The 18,879-nt window shown below is 67.9% G+C and carries 17 protein-coding genes; 9 read left to right on the top strand and 8 right to left on the bottom strand.

Annotated features, from left to right (window positions below):
• Positions 1-36: 36 nt before the first annotated feature.
• Positions 37-912 carry an acyl-CoA thioesterase gene (locus D6T64_RS20885; RefSeq protein ID WP_233551476.1) on the bottom strand — a complete coding sequence of 292 codons (876 nt, stop codon included), beginning with the start codon at positions 910-912 and terminating at the stop codon, positions 37-39.
• Positions 913-984: 72 nt separating this feature from the next.
• On the opposite strand from D6T64_RS20885, the gene D6T64_RS20880 reads away from it, so the two are divergent.
• Positions 985-1,650 carry a hypothetical protein gene (locus tag D6T64_RS20880; protein ID WP_119976613.1) on the top strand — a complete coding sequence of 222 codons (666 nt, stop codon included), beginning with the start codon at positions 985-987 and terminating at the stop codon, positions 1,648-1,650.
• A gap of 27 nt (positions 1,651-1,677) precedes the next feature.
• Here the strand turns inward: D6T64_RS20880 and D6T64_RS20875 are convergent, their stop codons facing one another.
• The 3 genes from D6T64_RS20875 to pepN form a co-directional block, all read right to left on the bottom strand.
• Positions 1,678-2,085 (bottom strand): globin, encoded by a 408-nt coding sequence (locus D6T64_RS20875; RefSeq protein ID WP_377010459.1) that lies wholly within the window; start codon positions 2,083-2,085, stop codon positions 1,678-1,680.
• Positions 2,086-2,176: 91 nt separating this feature from the next.
• A complete protein-coding gene (locus D6T64_RS20870; RefSeq protein ID WP_119976612.1) occupies positions 2,177-3,349 on the bottom strand; it encodes a mechanosensitive ion channel family protein in 1,173 nt (390 codons plus the stop codon).
• A gap of 114 nt (positions 3,350-3,463) precedes the next feature.
• Complete coding sequence (pepN, locus tag D6T64_RS20865; protein ID WP_119976815.1) at positions 3,464-6,022, bottom strand: aminopeptidase N; 2,559 nt, start codon at positions 6,020-6,022, stop codon at positions 3,464-3,466.
• Positions 6,023-6,161: 139 nt separating this feature from the next.
• On the opposite strand from pepN, the gene D6T64_RS20860 reads away from it, so the two are divergent.
• Positions 6,162-7,184 (top strand): DUF2332 domain-containing protein, encoded by a 1,023-nt coding sequence (locus D6T64_RS20860; RefSeq protein ID WP_119976611.1) that lies wholly within the window; start codon positions 6,162-6,164, stop codon positions 7,182-7,184.
• Here the strand turns inward: D6T64_RS20860 and D6T64_RS20855 are convergent.
• The gene (locus tag D6T64_RS20855; protein ID WP_119976610.1) at positions 7,107-8,033 is read right to left on the bottom strand and encodes a hypothetical protein; all 927 of its coding nucleotides are present in this window, start codon (positions 8,031-8,033) and stop codon (positions 7,107-7,109) included. The two genes, D6T64_RS20860 and D6T64_RS20855, sit on opposite strands and share 78 nt — an antisense overlap.
• A 212-nt stretch (positions 8,034-8,245) precedes the next feature.
• Between D6T64_RS20855 and D6T64_RS20850 the strand changes: the two genes are divergently transcribed.
• Complete coding sequence (locus D6T64_RS20850; protein ID WP_119976609.1) at positions 8,246-8,671, top strand: nitroreductase family deazaflavin-dependent oxidoreductase; 426 nt, start codon at positions 8,246-8,248, stop codon at positions 8,669-8,671.
• A gap of 102 nt (positions 8,672-8,773) precedes the next feature.
• On the opposite strand, the gene D6T64_RS20845 is transcribed toward D6T64_RS20850, so the two are convergent.
• From D6T64_RS20845 to D6T64_RS20835, 3 genes are all read right to left on the bottom strand, one after another.
• Positions 8,774-10,243, bottom strand: a complete 1,470-nt coding sequence (locus D6T64_RS20845; RefSeq protein ID WP_119976608.1) for an SDR family oxidoreductase — start codon at positions 10,241-10,243, stop codon at positions 8,774-8,776.
• A 118-nt stretch (positions 10,244-10,361) separates the two neighbouring features.
• Complete coding sequence (locus D6T64_RS20840; protein WP_119976607.1) at positions 10,362-10,904, bottom strand: hypothetical protein; 543 nt, start codon at positions 10,902-10,904, stop codon at positions 10,362-10,364.
• Between the two features lie 113 nt (positions 10,905-11,017).
• Entirely contained in the window at positions 11,018-12,622 is a 1,605-nt protein-coding gene (locus D6T64_RS20835; protein WP_119976606.1) for an MFS transporter, read from the bottom strand.
• Between the two features lie 135 nt (positions 12,623-12,757).
• Here D6T64_RS20835 and D6T64_RS20830 point away from each other — a divergent pair, with 135 nt between their 5' ends.
• From D6T64_RS20830 to D6T64_RS20805, 6 genes are all read left to right on the top strand, one after another.
• Complete coding sequence (locus tag D6T64_RS20830) at positions 12,758-13,399, top strand: mycothiol-dependent nitroreductase Rv2466c family protein (RefSeq protein WP_119976605.1); 642 nt, start codon at positions 12,758-12,760, stop codon at positions 13,397-13,399.
• A 169-nt stretch (positions 13,400-13,568) separates the two neighbouring features.
• Positions 13,569-15,065, top strand: coding sequence for an SLC13 family permease (locus D6T64_RS20825; protein WP_119976604.1), 1,497 nt, complete (start codon positions 13,569-13,571; stop codon positions 15,063-15,065).
• Positions 15,066-15,131: 66 nt separating this feature from the next.
• Positions 15,132-15,620: a ribose-5-phosphate isomerase gene (locus D6T64_RS20820; RefSeq protein ID WP_119976603.1), complete on the top strand. Its 489-nt coding sequence runs from the start codon at positions 15,132-15,134 to the stop codon at positions 15,618-15,620.
• An 18-nt stretch (positions 15,621-15,638) separates the two neighbouring features.
• Positions 15,639-16,574: an Fpg/Nei family DNA glycosylase gene (locus D6T64_RS20815; protein ID WP_119976602.1), complete on the top strand. Its 936-nt coding sequence runs from the start codon at positions 15,639-15,641 to the stop codon at positions 16,572-16,574.
• Between the two features lie 20 nt (positions 16,575-16,594).
• Positions 16,595-17,239 carry an FMN-binding negative transcriptional regulator gene (locus D6T64_RS20810; RefSeq protein ID WP_119976601.1) on the top strand — a complete coding sequence of 215 codons (645 nt, stop codon included), beginning with the start codon at positions 16,595-16,597 and terminating at the stop codon, positions 17,237-17,239.
• Complete coding sequence (locus D6T64_RS20805) at positions 17,236-18,819, top strand: amidohydrolase (RefSeq protein ID WP_119976600.1); 1,584 nt, start codon at positions 17,236-17,238, stop codon at positions 18,817-18,819. The genes D6T64_RS20810 and D6T64_RS20805 overlap by 4 nt, the downstream gene beginning before the upstream one ends.
• Positions 18,820-18,879: the final 60 nt, after the last annotated feature.

Here is an 18,879-nt window from a genome sequence, read left to right as displayed (position 1 = left end):
TCAACAGGTCAGGTCAGGCGCAACACGGTCTTCACGCTATTCAAGAATGATGGGAAGACGCAACATGCCCTCCTGGGCCACTGTGGCCAACAGCACGCCCTCGCGGGTGAAGATGCTGCCCGTGGCCAGGCCCCGGCCGCCCTGTGCGGACGGGGAGTCCTGCACGTAGAGCAGCCACTCATCGACGCGGCCGAAGCGGTGCCACCACATGGCGTGGTCGAGGCTCGCGACCTTGAGGCCGGGGGAGGACCAGGCGATGCCGTGCCGACGCATGATCGGCTCCATGATCGAGTAGTCGCTCGCATAGGCGAGCGCGGCGCGGTGCAGGTCCGGATCGTCGGGCATCGGCAGGAAGGTCTTCATCCACACCGCCTGCCGCGAGGTGTGCTCCCCGTCGACCTTGAGGTAGATCGGCGACGGCACATGCCGCATGTCGAACGGTCGCTCGGTCGACCAGTACCGCGCGACACTGTGGTCGATGTGCTTCAGGGCGTCCTGCGCGGTCGGCAGCGATTCGGGGTCGGGAATGTCGCTCGGCATCTCAATGTGGTGCTCGAGACCCTCGTCGGGGTCCTGGAACGACGCGATCATCGAGAGGATCGGCAGGCCGTTCTGGTAGCACTGGGTGCGCCGGGTCGAGAATGAACGGCCGTCGTGGATGCGCTCCACCGAGAAGGTGATCGGGTGGTTGACGTCACCGGGCCGCAGAAAATACCCGTGCATCGAGTGCACGTGACGCTCGTCGGGCACGGTGCGCATCGCGGCCACGAGGGACTGCGCGAGCACCTGTCCGCCGAAAACGCGGCCGAGGGGCATCCACTGGGACGGCCCGGTGAAGATGTCCTCATCGGTGCGTGCGCCGGTGTCGGTCAGGTCGAGGGCGGTCAGAAAACCTTGCATCGGAATGTGCATGGGGCCTCCTCAGGCGGGAAACGAGCGCGGCCGACAGGAACGGTCACCGTACCTTGGTAGTTTAGATTGCAGATGAGCACCACAATTTCTCTCACCGATTCCCATGCCCTCAGCGACCTGCAGGTGTACCTCGCCCGCGCCGCCCGCGTCGAGGACGGGTCGGTGCGCCTGATCGCCGCCGACACGGTGCTGCTCGTGTACAGCGCCGTGCTCTACCGGCGTGGGCTGCTCGATTCCAGCCCGACCGTGCTGGGACTGCGCACCTTCGCGCTCACCGAACCGGTCACCCTCGACACCGTCGTCACCGTGCGTTCGGTGCTCGATCGCATCGCGCACCTGCCCGTCTCCGACCGGGTGACGGATGCCCCGGTGTCGGTTCCCGTGCCGTTTGAGACCACCACGGTCAGTTGGGCCGGCATTTCGCCGCCCCGGTCGGGCTGGGAGCCCCGCGGGCAGGCGGATGCCGCCGCTCTTGAAGCGGCCGCCCGGGCCGGAATCGACGAGGTCGCCGCCGTGATCCCCGCCGGCACCGGAGAACAGATCGTGCAGCGGGTCCGCTCCGAAATCTGGGGCCGACCGGTCGACGGCCTCGGCGACCTGGCCGGTGTGCCGGCCGGGGCCGCCTTCGCCGCCTACAGCCTCGGCTTTCTCACCGCGGATGAGCCGGTGCGGCTCTTCCAGGCCGGCTCCTGGCTGCGTCTGAGCACCTCTCGCGGGCACGTGCTCGTCAAAAACTAGGTCGACGGCCTGCGTGCCTGCGATGGGTCAGTCGTCGAAGGTGTTGAGCAGCGACTGCGCGGCGCGGTCAAGGTAGTCCCACAGGGTCTCGCGCTGAAGCGGCGGCAGGTCGCAGGCATCCACGGCGGCGCGCATGTGGCCGAGCCAGGCGTCACGTGCCTTCGGGCTGACCTTGAACCCCTGGTGGCGCTGGCGCAGGCGGGGGTGTCCGCGTTGTTCGCTGTAGGTTCCGGGGCCGCCCCAGTATTGCTCGAGGAACATCACGAGCCGGTTCTCGGCCGGTCCGAGGTCTTCTTCGGGGTACATCGGCCGCAGCAGCTCGTCGGTCGCGACGCCCGTGTAGAACTCGTGCACGAGCTTCTCGAAGAACACGCGTCCGCCGACCTGCTCGTAGAACGTGGTGCCGAGCACGGCGCCGTTCTTGCCGTCGCGGATGCGGATCTCGGCCGGTCCGACCGGCGATGCCGGGCTGGTGCTGGGTTCAGAGTTTACGGAAGTCACTCCTCAAGTCTGTCACGCGGGGCGCCTAATCGCCGTCGTCGCCGCGGGTCTGTGGGTCGGGAGCGGACTTGACGACGGGCAGGGGCTTGGCGGGAGTCTTCGGCGCCGGTGTCGCGGCCGGCGTGTTCTTCGACTTGCGCGGCGCGCGCGGCTGGCGGCGCACGGGCACCGGCGCGGTACGCACGTGCGACACTGCGTCGGGCACGGCAGCGGCGGCCTCCTCGGCCGCGTCGATCACATCCGCTGCCGGATCGAACTCTGCGGCAGACTCGATGGCGCCGTCGGAACCGGTCATGATCACGCTGTTCAGCGGGGTCAGCGATACACCCACGCCGTCGAGGGCCTTCTTCATGTGCAGGCGCAGGTCGCGGGCGAAGTCCCACTTGGCGGAGACCCGGGTCTTCACGACCAGCCGGGTAACGAGCGCTTCGGCGCTGATCGACTCGAGACCCCAGATCTCGGGCTTCTCGAGGATCACCGAACGCCACTTGCGGCTCGAGGCGAGCGCCGTCGCGACCCTCAGGAGTTCGGTCTGTACCGCTTCGACGTCGGAACTGTAGGGGATGGCCAGGTCGATGATGACCCGGGCCCAGCCCTGCGACATGTTGCCCACGCGAAGGATCTCACCGTTGCGCACGAACCACAGGGTTCCGTCGACGTCGCGCACCTGGGTGATGCGAATACCGACGGTCTCCACCACACCGGATGCGAATCCCACGTCGACGATGTCGCCCACGCCGATCTGGTCTTCCACGACCATGAAGAGGCCGTTGAGGATGTCCTTGACGATGTTCTGGGCGCCGAAACCGAGGCCGGCACCGATCGCGGCGGTCAGCAAGGCGAAGGAGCCGAGGATATCCGGGCTGATCCGCTGCACGATCAGCAGGATCGCCGTGATGAGGATGAAGACGTTGACGATGTTGGCCAGCACCGACCCCAGGGTGCGGGATCGCTGCACGACCCGCACGGCGGCGAGCGGCGACACGTTGAGCGCCTGGGTATCGTCGACCTTCTGGTTCTTCTTGACCCCGGAGACGATCTGCTGCACGACGCGCCGAATCACGAACTGCAGGATCCAGCGCAGCGAGAAGGCGAGCACGATGATGACCACGATCGAGAAGAGCGTCTCCCAGATGCCGGTCCAGTCAATCTTGGCGAGGTAGGCGCCGAAGTCGGTCCACACGGTATCCCAGTTCATAGTGCTGCCAGTCTAGGCAGACGATTTTGGGGAAGTCTGGGACGCGACACAGCCGAGGCCCCGCATCCGTTATGGATACAGGGCCTCGTTTGTCAGGAACGGGGAGTGTCGGTCCTATTGTGCGTCGCGCGCCTGCACGGCGAGCGAACGCTCCACACCGGCCAGGTTCTCGATCACGAGGCGGCGGAGCGCGACCGGCTGCGCGTTCGCGGCGAGCCAGGCCCGGGTCGCGTCGACGAGTGCCTGGTTCGACAGTGGCGACGGGTACAGGCCGATGACGAGGGCTTCGGCGATCGAGAAGCTGCGGGCCTCCCACACGGTCTGCAGGGCGTCGAAGTACTGCGCGACGAACGGCTCGAGCAGCGTCTTGTCGTGCGCCCGCAGGAACCCGGCGGCGGTCGTGCGCACGATCGTGTTCGGCGCGGTGTCGACGACGACGAGCGAATCCCAGGCGGCCTGCTTGCCGGCCGCCGTGGGCAGCGATGCCCGGGCGTTGGCGGCCGACTGGGCACCGGTTGCCGTGTTGTCCGCGGCGAGGGCGGCATCGATCTCCGGTGTGCCGGCCTTTCCGCCGGCGACGAGGGCGATGAGCAGCTCCCAGGCCAGGTCGGTGTCGATCTCGAGGCCGGGAAGCGGCGCCGACCCGTCACGCAGCGCTGCGACCGCGGCGAGGTGAGCGTCGGTCGAGGCGACGGAGGCGAAGAACTTCACGAACTGGAACTGGGCGTCACTGCCGGCTTCAGCCGAGGACGCGAGGGCCCAGAGGGCATCCGCTACCTGCTCGAGTGTGCCGGCGCTGCGCTCGGGCGCCACGTAGTAGCTGGCCGTGAGCACGACCTGGCCGAGCACCGTGCGGAGGATCGTCGACTCGGTCTCGGTGCCGATGTTGCCGAGAACGAGCGTCACGAAGTCGCGCGCCGGGGTCTCGGCGTCGCGGGTGGCGTCCCAGACCGAGCCCCAGACGAGGGCGCGGGTGAGCGGGCTCTCGATGGCGGCGAGGTGGGCGATCGCGGTCGCCTGGGAGACCTCGTCGAGGCGGATCTTCGCGTAGGCGAGGTCGTCATCGTTGAGCAGCACGAGGGCAGGGCGCGCTCGGCCGACGAGCTCGGGGACATCCGTCGCCACGCCGTCGACATCGAGCTCGACGCGGTGGGTGCGCACGAGCTTGGCGCCGTCGAAGTCGTAGAAGCCGATCGCGAGGCGGTGCGGGCGAATCGTGGGGTAGTCAGCCGCGGCGGTCTGCAGCACGGTGAACGCGGTGATGTCACCGAGGTCGTCGACGGTGATCGAGGGGCGCAGCGTGTTGACGCCGGCCGTCTCGAGCCAGAGCGCGGCCCAGCCGCCGAGCTCGCGGCCGCTGGCGATTTCGAGCTCCGCGAGAAGGTCCCGCAGTTCGGTGTTTCCCCACTGGTGCTTCTGGAAGTAGGAGCCGACGCCGGTGAAGAAGGCGTCGATGCCGACCCAGGCGACGAGCTGCTTGAGCACCGAACCGCCCTTGGCGTACGTGATGCCGTCGAAGTTGACGAGCACGTCGTCGAGGTCGGTGATCGTGGCGACGACGGGGTGGGTCGAGGGCAGCTGGTCCTGCTTGTAGGCCCAGCTCTTCTCCATCACGGCGAAGGTGGTCCAGGCCTCGTGCCACTCGGTGGCCTCGGCGGTCGCGATCGTCGACGCCCACTCGGCGAACGACTCGTTCAGCCACAGGTCGTTCCACCACTTCATGGTGACCAGGTCGCCGAACCACATGTGGGCCAGCTCGTGCAGGATCGTGACGACGCGGCGCTCACGCACGGCGTCGGTGACCTTGGAGCGGAAGATGTAGCTCTCGGTGAAGGTCACCGCGCCGGCGTTCTCCATCGCGCCCGCGTTGAACTCGGGCACGAACATCTGGTCGTACTTGTCGAAGGGGTACGCGTACTGGAACTTCTCCTCGTAGTACGCGAAGCCCTGGCGGGTCTTCTCGAGGATGTAGTCGGCGTCGAGGTACTCCGACAGGCTCTTGCGGCTGAACACGCCGAGCGGAATGGTGCGGCCGTCGCTCGAGGTGAGTTCGCTGCGCACGACGGCATAGGGACCGGCGACGAGGGCGGTGATGTAGCTCGAGATGGTGTGGGTGGGGGCGAAGGCCCAGGTGCCGCGGGCGGCGCCGTCGCGGCCGGCCGGAGCATCCGTCGGTTCGGGGGTGACCGAGTTGGAGATGACTTCCCAGGCGCGCGGGGCGGTCACCGTGAACTGGAACGTGGCCTTCAGGTCGGGCTGCTCGAAGACCGCGAAGACGCGGCGGGAATCGGGCACCTCGAACTGGCTGTAGAGGTAGACCTCGTTGTCGACCGGGTCGACGAAACGGTGCAGGCCTTCGCCGGTGTTCGTGTAGACGGCATCGGCGACGACGGTCAGCTCGTTCTCGGCACTGAGATTCTCGAGCTGAATGCGGATGCCGTCGCTCACGACGGCGGGGTCAAGGTCGACTCCGTTGAGGGTCACGCTGTGCACCGTGCGGGTGATGGCGTCGATGAAGGTGGAGGAGCCGGGCGTCGCGGCGAACTTCACGGCGGTGGTGCTGGCGAAGAGCTCGGGTCCCGTGGTGAGATCAAGGTTCACGGCGTAGGAGTGAACGGTGACGAGCGCAGCGCGCTCCTGGGCTTCGATCCGGGTGAGGTTTTCTCCTGGCAACAGGTTCTCCATTTCGGTTTCAGTGGTGGGGCGCCACGAGGCGCTTGTGGCGTCTTTGCCCGCTGACCAGACTAACCGGCAATCAGCGCCCACAGGATTGGGGGCATGACAGCGCGCCGAATCTGCCTACGCTGGCCGCATGAGAACGAGTACGGATCCGAGCGCCGCCACCGCGGAACGGTACCGCCAGTTCGCCGCGGTTGAAGCCACGGGGCTGAGCGCCTGTTATGAGGAGTGGGCGCGTGGTGTTGCTGGTGACCCGGCTGCCGTGGCTCTCATCGACCATCTGCCGCCGGCCAAACGCCAGCCGAACCTCGTGTTCACGTCGGCACGGTTTCTCGGGGCGCCCGTGTCACCGTATCCCGCCTTCGCCGATTGGCTGGGGGAGCACTGGCACGAGGTGGAGGGCGTCGCCCTGACCCACGCGACGCAGACGAACGAGGCCGGGCGGTGCGCGGTGCTGCTTCCGGCGCTCGCCGCGCTCGCCGGTCAGGTCCGGGCTGGTGGCGCACCGCTCGCTCTCATCGAAGTGGGGGCATCCGCCGGTCTGTGCCTGCACCCGGACCGCTACAGCTACCGATATGCGACGCCCACGGGCGAGCGGATGCTCCATCCGGTGGGCGGTCCCAGCCCGGTCGTGCTCGACTGCATGGTGACCGGCCCAGCCCCGATTCCGGAGCGCATGCCCGCGGTCATCTGGCGGGCCGGGATCGACCTCAATCCGCTCTCCGTCACCCGGCAAGCGGATGTCGACTGGCTCGACGCCCTGATCTGGCCCGAACACGATGACCGGCGAGCCCGGCTGCGGGCCGCGGTCGCGGTGGCGCGGCGGCATCCGGCCGAGATCGTGCAGGGCGACCTGAACGAGCAGGTCGGGGCTCTCGTGGGCCGTGCTCGGGCGGAAACCCCTGCCGGGACCATGATCGTGGTGTTCCACACCGCGGTGCTCCTCTACCTTGACCCGGAGGCCCAGGCGCGCTTCGCCGCCCACATGCGGCGTCTGCCGGTGCGCTGGCTGTCGAACGAGGCGCAGGGCGTGGTGCCCGGGGTACTCGAAAAACTGGTGCGCGTGCCGGCTGTCAGTTCAGATTTTGTCCTCGCCCTCGACGGCGACCCCATCGCCTTCACCCAGCCGCACGGTCGCAGCATCCGCTGGTTCTGACTTACCGGTCACCGTCGCGAGCAGCCAGAGAACGCTGCCGAGCATCACGAGGGCCAGGGCGCCGATCGGCCCGAGTAGGCTCCAGGCCGGGGTCTGGCCGATCGCGGCCTGCACGAACGGAGTCACCACGATCGGCACACACGTGAAGATCATGAAGACCAGAAATGCGGCGGTGGCCGGGTAGGCGAACGGGCGGCGGTGCAGGAGGCCGGTACCCACGAGGAAGGCCGAGGGCAGAAAGAAGATGTAGTCCAGGGTGTGCACCGGGTTCGTCGGAAGGTCGAGGTCGACCGAGCTCCCTTGCGGAGTTCCGGCCAGCAGGGCAGGAACGTCCTCCCGGAGCCAGATCAGCGCGAACAGGCCCGCCACGACGAGAAGCACCCAGGCAGCGACGCGGGCCGCACGTTCGCTGCGAAAACGAGCGGCGATCGACGCGGCGGGCAGCGAGCGCAGGCCGCCGATCACCGCGAACAGACTCAGTCCGAGCACGGCCGTCCAGAGCGGATACAACGGGCCGAACGGGATCGAAAACACGTAGATCACGTAGTTGTAGACGGTATAGCCCAGGACACCGAGCAAAACCAGCAGCCCCCGCACGGAACCGCGCCGGGCGAGGATCGCACAGACCACGAGGGTCGGGGCCGCCACGACGAGATTCACCAGGTCCTGGGCGAGCGCCTGCGGCAGGAACGCCGGCGTCACGGTGTCGTAGGTGCCGGCCGCGGCGAGGGCCCAGATGCTGCCGGCCCACGCGAGCGCACCGGCCACGATCGCCAGGCGCAGCCACCGGCGGTCAGGAGTGCGGTGGACCGCAGGGCCTGGGCTCGTCACCATCGAATACGCGGACATGACTCTCCTTCGGACCGGCCTTTGGACCTCGATCACGGGGTTGAGCGGTCATTACCTTCATCCTTGCGGGGGCGGGGTGGCCCGAGCAGGGCCGTTCGACCCATCCTGTGCGAATTCGCTGAGAGCGTGATCGCATCCGCGGAGCCCCGGGCACCGCACCGATGCCGGCGCGTAGGCTCGAAGGTCCAGAGTCCGATCGAAGGAGTGTGTTCATGTCGGCGACGAACAACTGGAACGACAAGATCATCGAGGAGTTCCGCGCCAACGAGGGCCGCGTCGGCGGTAACTTCGCCGGGGCACCACTGCTTTTGCTGCATTCGACCGGGGCCAAGACAGGCGCCGAGCGCGTCAGTCCCATGATGTACCGCGACGTCGACGGCGCGTTCGCGGTGTTCGCCTCCAAGGCGGGCGCGCCGACGAACCCGGCCTGGTTCCACAACCTGGTCGCCAATCCGCACGCGAGGGTGGAGGTCGGTACCCAGACGCTCGCGGTCACGGCCCGGGTCGCGACCGGCGACGAGCGATCCACAATCTGGGAGCAGCAGAGGGCCGACTATCCCGGTTTCGCCGACTACGAGGGCCGCACCACCCGCGAGATCCCGGTCGTCATCCTCGAACCCGCCGTATCGGCCGCCTGATCCGCTGAAGCACGGACTTCGTGCCCTCCTCCGCGACAGGAAGGCACGAAGTCCGTACCTGACCGATCCACGAGTGAGGCCCGCCGCGCGGGGCGCCGCGAGCTACCAGGAACCCGGAACGTAGTCCTTGAGGAACACGCCACAGAGGTCTTCGCCGGCCTCGCCGCGCACGATCGGGTCATAGACCCGCGCCGCGCCGTCGACCAGGTCGAGCGGGGCGTGAAAGCCCTCCTCGGCGAGTCGTACCTTGGTGGGGTGCGGGCGCTCGTCGGTGATCCAGCCGGTGTCGACGCTCGTCATGAGGATGCCGTCGCCGAGCATCTCCTTCGCGCTCGTGCGGGTGAGCATGTTGAGCGCAGCCTTGGCCATATTGGTGTGCGGGTGGCCGGGGCCCTTGTAGCCGCGACCGAAGACACCCTCCATCGCCGAGACGTTCACAATATAGGTGCGCCGGGCAGCGGATGCCGCGAGCGACTCCCGCAGGCGGCTCACGAGGAGAAACGGCGCGGTCGTGTTGCAGAGCTGCACCTCGAGCATCTCGAGCGGGTCGACGTCTTCGACGTTGGCGGTCCAGCTGTTGACATCGTGGAGGTCGGGCACGAGCCCGCCGGCGTCGATCGCCGTGCCCGCGGCGAGCTTCTCGAGCGACGAGGAGCCGGCGGCCAGGGCCAGGCGGGTGAGGTCACCCGCGGTCAGGCTGCCCGCGCCGGCAGCCGAGGCGAGCAGCGGGTGCCCCGAGACCGACGCGGCGAGCGCGAGCGGATGCGCGTCATTGGTGTGTCCAAACGAGACGATCTCGGGCAGCGGTCCGTCGGGCAGGGGAGAGTCCTCGGCTTCGACGAGGGGCGAGTATGAGCCGCGGGAGCGCCGCACGGTCTGTGCCGCGTTGTTGATCAGAATGTCGAGCGGCCCCTGGGCGGCGACGGAGTCGGCAAGCGCGATGACCTGCGCGGGGTCGCGCAGGTCGATGCCGACGATGCGCAGGCGGTGCAGCCAGTCCTTCGAGTCAGGCATCGCGGCGAAGCGGCGCACCGCGTCGCGGGGAAACCGGGTGGTGACGGTCGTGTGAGCGCCGTCGCGCAGCAGCCGCAGCGCGATGTACATGCCGATCTTCGCCCGGCCGCCGGTCAGCAGCGCGCGCTTTCCGGTGAGGTCGGTGCGGGCGTCGCGCTTGGCGTGGCTCATCAGCGCGCAGCTCGGGCAGAGCTGGTGGTAGAACGCGTCGACCACGGTGTATTTCTGCTTGCAGATGTAGCAGGCGCGCGGCACGAGCAGCTCGCCAGCGCTCGCCGCGGTGGTTCCGATCGACAGCTGGGCGCCCCGGGTTTCATCGTCGATCCGGGTGGGCGCGCCGGTCGCGGTCGCGGCGATCACCGTGCGGTCGGCCTCGGCGATGATCTGGCGCTTCTCGGTGCGCCGCACCATCTTCACCGACTTGAACATCTTGGCCGTCGCCTGGCGCACGGTGACGAAGTTGGGGTCGTCGGGGTCGATGTCGCTGAGGGAAGCGAGCACGCGGAGTGTGACCTCGAGATCGTGCGGGTCAATGCTCGGTGTGGGCGCGGTAGTCATCCGTAAATTCTACGCGGGCCAGATGCCGCTACCATTCGGGTACCGGCACTCCCCGTGCCAGGGGGCACCCGAGATAAGGAGCGCCGCGTGACCGGATGAGTGCCGCGGCACCGTGCGGTCAGCGACCGGGGTTACCGGTGCAGTCGACGGTGAGCGGCACGAGCGCACCCTCGTTGTAGCCGGTGTCCTGCGACACGGTCTTGCCGCCGAACCCGAGGAGGCAGCTCAGTGCGCCCTGCGTCGTGCTCGTCGCCGTGAGCGTCCACAACTCACCGCTCGAATCGGCATCGCAGCTGTAGGACACCCGGCTGACGATCGGCCCGTACACCGTTTCGGTCTGCACCGGTGCGCTGCCGTCTTGGTTGAAGGCGGTGTACTCGATCACGACCGGGGTGGTCGAATCGTCGGTGATCACCGTGTACGTCGTGGCGAGGGTGCTCCCGGCGGGGCAGTCGCCCTCCGGCGCGGCGGCGCCCGCCGTGGTCTCGGGATTGGGCGACGCCGCGCCGGTCGGGGACGCCGAGGCGCTCGAACTCGGGGCGGCGGATGCGGTGCCCCCGCCGGCCGGATCGGTCGCCGTGGGGGAGCATCCGCTCACGAGAAAGGTCAGCAGGACCGCCCCGACGGCGGTGATCAGCGTGGACTGTGTCAACCGAGACATCGGGACCCCCTCGTTATGTGGCGCTACGTCAGTCTGGCAGGACTTGAGCCCGAAGCGGACGTGTGCCGCCGGGAATTCGGCCGCACACGTCCGTGAGGGTGATGCAGGTGCTGCTAGATCTTCGCGGGCTCCGGCGCGCGGTCGTCCTCAGCGGCGACCTGGATCGGGATCGACGACGTCGGCGGCTCGTACGAGCTGTCGAAGGGCATCTCGTCGTGGTCGAGCAGGGGGTTGTCGTCCTGCGTCTTGACCAGTTCGTGCGCCTCGTCGTCGGTGTTCACGCTCGGCATCGACCCGGGGAGGGGGCGGTTGGCCGACTCCTTGAGGAAGTAGATGGCGATGGCACCGATGAGCGAGGTTGCGATCAGGTACAACGCCGGCATCATGTCGTTGCCGGTGCCCACGATGAGCGCGGCGATGATGAACGGTGTGGTGCCGCCGAAGATGGCAACGGCGAAGTTGTACGAGATGCCCATGGCACCGTAGCGGCTCGCCGTCGGGAACAGTGCCGGCAGCGCGGAGGCGAGGTTGGACACGTAGAACGTGACCGGGAAGGCGATGAAGGCCAGGCCGAGCAGGGTCGACCAGATCTCGCCGATGTCGATCAACAGGAACGCCGGGTAGGCCAGCACCACGGTGCTGATCGCGCCGATCCACAACACCGGACGTCGTCCGATGCGGTCGGACAGGCGACCGGCCAGCGGGATGCACAGGGCCATGACGACAAGGATCGGAATCGTCAGCGCCGTGCCGTGCAATTCGTCGTAACCCTTGTTCTCGGTGAGATAGGTCGGCATGTAGGAGGTGAGGGCGTAACCCACCGTGTTGGCCGCCGCGACCAGGATCATCGCGATGATGATGTTGCGCCAGTACGCCTGGAAGATCGCGATCGGGCCCTTGGGGGTGTCGGCGGTGGCGCCGACCGGGTTCTTCTGGGCTTCCTCCTGCGCGTCGAGTGTGGCCTGGAAGGCCGGCGACTCGTCGATCTTCATGCGGAAGTAGATGGCGATCAGGCCCAACGGTCCGGCGATGAGGAACGGGAGGCGCCAGCCCCAGTCCTCCATGACCTCCTGGCCGAGGGTGAGCTGCAGCACCGAGACGAGCGATGCGCCGATCGCGAAACCGAGGTAGCTGCCCATGTCGAGGAAGCTGGCGAAATAGCCGCGCTGTTTGTCGGGGGCGTGCTCACTGACGAAGGTTGTCGCGCCGGCGTATTCGCCGCCGGTCGAGAAACCCTGCACAAGCTTGACGAACACGAGCAGCACCGCGGCCCACACGCCGATCTGGGCGTAGCCGGGCAGGAGGCCGACCGCAAAGGTGGAGGCGGCCATCAGGATCAGCGTGGTGGCGAGCACCTTCTGACGTCCGATGCGGTCGCCGAGCCAGCCGAAGAACACCCCGCCGAGGGGGCGGGCGAAGAAGGTTGCGGCGAAGGTACCGAGCAGAAAAAGCGTTTGAACGGAGTCATCCGCTTCCGGCAGGAACACCGGCCCCATGGTCGTGATGAGGTATCCGAAGATACCCACGTCGTACCATTCCATGGTGTTTCCGACGATGGTGCCGCCGAGCGCACGCTTCATGATGGGCTTGTCGACCACATTGACGTCGGAAACCTTCAAGCGCCGCTTCAGCAACGGTTTTACCCGCAGCTTCGGGGTTCTGCGAGCGGTGCCGGGTGCACCCGATTGGGACAGGGACGTGCTTCGATCAGTGGGCATTTGGGTTTCTCCTGGGAGATCATTTGCTACGACGACAGTGCCGCCCTACATAAAGCAGATTTTTCAACTTGACTACACTACCCGAATGGGGGGTCTACCCCCAAAATCACAGACCGATGTTCTACTCTGTGGAGCATGCCTGCTCCCACTGATTCCGTCGCATCCACTGCCGTTGATTTCTGGTTCGACCCGTCGTGCCCGTGGGCCTGGATGGCCAGCCGCTGGGTCGATGAGGTCGCCCGCCTGCGCGACCTCGAAGTGACCTGGCACGTCATGAGCCTCGCCGTGCTGAACGAAGACACGGATGTGTCCGACGAGTACCGCGCGTTCTTCCCCCGAGCCCTGCGGTACACCCGCCTGGTCGCGGCGGCGCAGGAGCTGCACGGCCAGGCCATGGTCAAGGCGCTCTACGACGCCCTCGGGGAGCGCATCCACCCGGGCGGCAACAGCGATGCCGACGAGGTCATCCCTGCGGCGCTCGCCGCAATCGGCCTGCCCGCCGCGTTCGCCGCGCACGCCGACAGCGCCGCCTTCGACGTGCAGATGCGGGCGAGCCACTTCGATGGCATCAACCGGGTCGGCCAGGACGTGGGCACCCCGGTGATCGCCGTCAACGGCGTGGCTTTCTTCGGGCCCGTCATCTCGCCCGCCCCGATGGGTGACCAGGCACTCGCCCTCTGGGACGGCGTGCTCGCCGTCGCGGCCTTCGACGGCTTCTTCGAGCTCAAGCGCAGCCGCACCCGGGAGCCCATTTTTGCGCAGGGCGCCGTCGTCTGACCCGCATGCAGCGACCGGTATCGAGGCCGTGCCCCATACGGGGCACGGCCCGCATGTGCAAATTCGAGTCTGTCCGCCGGTCAACCTAGTCTCAGGGGAGAAACGCCACCAACCTAGGAGACTCAAGACGATGACGTCTGTCCATCCACCGACCCGGCCGCCCACACGGATGTCTGCCACCTCAGACGATACGACCGCTCCCGGCATGCTCGACAGTCCGGAACCGCCCCGGGTCGTGACGCGCAAACGCCTCGGACTGCTCGCCGGCCTCGTCATGGGCGGCATCGTCTACGCGATCATGCCGACCGACCTCGACCAGGCCGCACGCCTCACCGCTGCCATCGCCGTTCTCATGGCGCTGTGGTGGATGACGGAAGCGATTCCGCTCGCGGCCACCGCCCTCGTGCCGCTCGTCGCGTTCCCCATGTTGAATGTCGCGCCGATCGGCGAGGTCGCCCCGCCGTATGCGAACCCGATCATCTTTCTCTTCATGGGCGGATTCCTGCTCGCCCTCGCCCTGCAGCGCTGGAACCTGCACCGCCGCATCGCGCTGCTCACCGTTCTGCTGATCGGCACCAAACCCCGTCAGCTCATCGGCGGGTTCATGATCACCACCGGATTCCTCAGTATGTGGGTCTCCAACACCGCCACCGCGGTGATGATGCTGCCGATCGGCGTGTCGGTGCTCGTGCTCGTGGCGCGGATGGATCCCGCGGGCAAGCCGCCGAAGAAGTTCGGCATTGCCCTGATGCTCGGCATCGCCTACTCCGCCTCGATCGGCTCGCTCGGCACCATCATCGGCACCCCGCCGAACGCCCTGCTCGTGGGCTATATGGCCGAAACGCACGGGGTCACCATCGGCTTCGGGCAGTGGATGCTCGTCGGTGTGCCCCTCGCGGTCATTTTCATAGCCATCGCCTGGTTCCTGCTCACCTTCGTGTTCTTCAAACCGGAAATCACCGAGATTCCCGGCGGCAGGGCCATGATCCAGGACGAGTACACGAAACTCGGCAAAGCCAACACCGGCGAGAAGCTCGTGCTCGCGGTCTTCGTGCTGGCGGCCGCGGCATGGATCACCGTTCCGCTGGTCTGGCCCGGCTCGAATGTAGCGGATGCCGTCATCGCCATGGCGGTCGCCCTCATCCTGTTCCTCACCCCCGCGAACCTGCGCACCGGTGTTCCGCTGCTGACCTGGGGCAGCGCCCGCGCGCTGCCGTGGGACATCCTCATCCTCTTCGGCGGTGGCCTCTCGCTGTCGGCACAGTTCACCGCGACGGGCCTCAGTGCCTGGGTCGGCGAACAGGTCACGTCACTGCAGGTGCTGCCGCTCGTGCTGATCATCGCCGCCATCGCCGCCATCGTGCTGCTGCTCACGGAACTGACCAGCAACACCGCCACGGCCGCCGCGTTCCTGCCGTTGATCGGCGGCGTCGCCATCGGACTCGGGCTCGACCCGATGCTGCTCGTGATCCCCGTCGCGATCGCCGCGACGTGTGCGTTCATGCTGCCGGTGGCCACACCGCCCAACGCCATCGCGTTCTCGTCGGGGTACATCGAAATCGCCGACATGATCAAGGCCGGCATCTGGCTGAACCTGATCGCCCTGGTGCTGACCACGATCACCACGATGACGCTCGCGGCGTGGGTCTTCGGCCTCGTCTATTAGCCGAACACTCGCCGCTCCGCCGAACGCGGTGACGTGGATCAAATGGGAATTAAATAGGATGGGACCATGCGCATCCACATCGCCACCGACCATGCCGGTCTGGACCTCAGCCACCACCTCATCAAGCACCTGCGGGCGGGCGGCCACGAAGTGATCGACCACGGGCCGCAGAGCTACGACCCGCTCGACGACTACCCCGCGTTCTGCATCAATGCCGCGCAGGCCACCGTTGACGACCGCGACGCCGGTATCGAGGCGCTCGGGGTCGTTTTCGGCGGATCCGGCAACGGCGAGCAGATGGCGGCCAACAAGGTCGTCGGCGCCCGCGCGGCCCTGGTCTGGAACCTCAGCACCGCCCGCCTCGCCCGTGAACACAACGACGCCAACGTCATCTCCATCGGTGCCCGCGAGCACACCATTGCCGAAGCGACCGAATTCATCGACGCCTTCATTGCCGAACCGTTCAGCGCTGAGGAACGCCACGTACGCCGCATTGCCCAGCTGGCCGAGTACGAGACGACCCGTACGATCGCCGGCCGAAACGTCAACCAGTAGCACCGGCAACGACTAACCGTGCCCGAGGGTCATTCCGTTCACCGCATCGCACGACAGTTTCAGCGCAACTTCGTCGGCAGCCGGGTCACTGTGTCGAGCCCGCAGGGCCGCTTCGCCGAGGGAGCCGCGCAGCTCGACGGCCGGGTCGTGACCGCCGCGCACGCGGTGGGCAAGCAGATGTTCCTCGAGTTTGACGACGGACTCTGGCTGCGCATCCACCTGGGCCTGTACGGGGCGTGGGACTTCGCCGGTGAGATCCTGATGGACCTGCCGGAGGCATCCGTCGTCGATTCGGCCGGGGAGAATTCGCTGCACAGCATCGGGGCGCCCCGGCGGGCCCGGCTGCGCATGTCCGAAGACGAAAAGGTGACGGATGCCCCGGTCGTCTTTCCGGCGGAACCCGTCGGCCAGGTGCGGGTGCGGTTGCTGAGCGAGACGGTCGTGGCGGACCTGCGCGGCCCGACCGCGTGCGAGGTGCTCGACCCGCAGCAGGTCGAAACGGTCATCATGCGCCTGGGGCCCGACCCGGAACTCGACAACAGCGAAGCCGCCCGCGACCGGTTCACGAGCGTGGTGCGGCGCAAGCCCACCCCGATCGGCCGGTTGCTGATGGACCAGAGCGTGGTCAGCGGCATCGGCAACGTCTACCGCGCGGAAATGCTGTTTCGGGCCCGCCTCAACCCGCACACTCCCGGCAAGGCGATCAGCCTGTCGGCCGTTCACGCCCTGTGGGCTGACTGGGGTTTTCTCCTGCACATCGGCATTGAGACCGGGCAGATGATGACCCGCGACGACCTCGCCGGCCCTGAGCTGGCCCGCGCGATGAAAAACCGGGCCGACCGGCACTGGGTGTACAAGCGCGAGGGGCTGCCGTGTCGGGTCTGTGGCACCCACATCGTGCTCGAGGAGATGGCCGCCCGCAAGCTGTACTGGTGCCCCTCGTGCCAGGCGTAGTTCTGAGCTAAGGAATCCTGATGCGACACACACCGAGTTTTGCGCTGACCGAGGTCGCCGAGATCACACGGCTCATTCGTGAGAACCCCTGGGCCACGCTCGTCAGCCACACCGACGCGGGCGAACTCGTCGCGTCGCACTACCCGGTGATCCTCGACGAGACGACCGGCGGCACCGACGAGATCGTGCTGGTCAGCCACGTCGGCCGACCCGACGAACGGCTGCACGAACTCGGACGGCACGAGCTGCTCCTGATCATTCGGGGCCCGCACGGGTACATTTCGCCCGGCTGGTACGATGCCAACCCCGCCGTTCCCACCTGGAATTTTGTGACCGCGCACCTCACCGGGACCCCCGAACTGCTCAGCGACGACGAGAACCTGCGGGTGCTCGACCGGCTCGTCGACCACTTCGAAGACCTGCTGCCCGAACCCCGTCGGCTGAACGGAACGGTCGCCAACAGCGAATACGCGGCCCGGATCGTGCAGGGCACCGTCGGTTTTCGCCTGCGCGTGACGAGGTTCACGGCCAAGAACAAGATGAGCCAGAACCGACCGCTCGAGACCGTGGAGCGCATCATCGGCGAACTCGACGGCGACGGGCCCTACGCGAGCCCGACCCTCGCCGCCGAAATGCGCCGCACCCACGGGGTAACCGGCGCATGACCCTGGACGCGCGGAGTCCCGCGCCGGTGGCCCTTCCCGCCGGTGGCTCGCTCGTGCTGCGCAACGCCCGGCTGCCGGGCAGCGACGACCTCGTCGACGTGCGCATCGACGACGGCGCCGTCACGCACCTCGGCTATATCGACCCCGCCGCATCCGCTGGCCGGTCGGGTGCCGCGGTCGAGGTCGTCGACCTGGGTGAACGCTGGCTGATCCCGGGGCTCTGGGACAACCACGTGCACTTCACCCAGTGGGCGCAGACGGCGCGCCGTCTGGACGTGTCCGGGGCCGCATCCGCCGCTCACGCGGCGGCCTTCGTCGCGGCGCGCATCGCGGCCAGGGCCACGTTCACGCCGTCCGGCGACACCCTCATCGGCTTCGGTTTTCGCGACGCGATGTGGGCGGATGCCCCCTCCCGCGCCGTGCTCGACGCCGCGTCCGCGTCGGCGCTCGGCCCGATCCCCGTCGCCCTGGTCAGCGGTGACCTGCACAGCTGCTGGCTGAATTCCGCCGCCCTGGCCCGTTACGGCCTGCCGGATCATGCCACCGGGCTGCTGCGGGAGGCCGACGCGTTCCGCGTCGCCCAGATGCTCGACACCGTCTCGGACGGGGTCGTCGACGGCTGGGTGGATGACGCTGCCCGCGCCGCCGCCGCGCGCGGCGTCGTCGGCGTCGTCGACATGGAGATGACCTGGAACCTCGATGCCTGGCAGCGGCGCATCGCGGCCGGCACGACGGCCCTGCGGGTGGAATTCGGCGTCTACAGCCAGCACCTGCAGCACGCGGCGGACCTCGGGCTGCGCGGTGGCGCACTCATCGACGGCACCGAGGGGTTGCTCAGCGTCGGCCCGTTCAAGGTCATCACCGATGGATCTCTCAACACCCGAACGGCCTACTGTGTTGATGCCTACCCGGGGCTGACCGGGCCCGACGCGCACGGCCTCCTGAACGTCACGCCCGACGAATTGCTGCCGCTGCTGCGCCAGTCCGCCGGCCTCGGCCTGCGCGCTGCCGTGCACGCCATCGGCGACCAGGCCAACCGACTCGCCCTCGACGCTCTCGAACAGCTCGCGGCCGAAGCTCCCACGCCCCACTTCTCGGGCCTTGGCCACAGCATCGAGCACGCGCAGCTGCTCAGCGATGATGACGTGCAGCGGTTCGCCCGGCTCGGTATTGTGGCGAGCGTGCAGCCGGAGCACGCCCTCGACGACCGCGAGGTTGCCGACCGGTTCTGGGCCGGCCGCACCCAGCGCGCGTTCCCGCTCGCGAGCCTGCTCGCTGCCGGAGTGGAGCTCGCCTTCGGCTCCGACGCTCCCGTCGCACCCCTCGATCCCTGGGTCGCCATCGCCGCCGCGGTCGGGCGCGGCCGCGACGGTGACGACCCGTGGCATCCCGAACAGTCCGTCTCCCGGCAGGACGCCCTCGCCGCATCGGCACGCGGCCGCCACCGAGTGAGCGTGGGGGATGTCGCCGACCTCGCGGTGTGCGAGATCGACCCGCTCGTCGCATCCGTCGCCGACCTGCGACGGATGCCCGTGGCCGCCACCCTGCTCGCCGGCCGGTTCACCCACCGCACGCTCTGAACGGCACCCTCTGAGCCTGTGAACGGCGGCGCTGGGCGTACAGCTGGACCTGCGAAACTG

The sequence above is a fragment of the Cryobacterium melibiosiphilum genome (assembly GCF_003602235.1).
Lineage (GTDB): Bacteria > Actinomycetota > Actinomycetes > Actinomycetales > Microbacteriaceae > Cryobacterium > Cryobacterium melibiosiphilum.
Note: the sequence above shows the minus strand (reverse complement) of the source record. Positions and strands in the feature narration are given on the sequence as shown.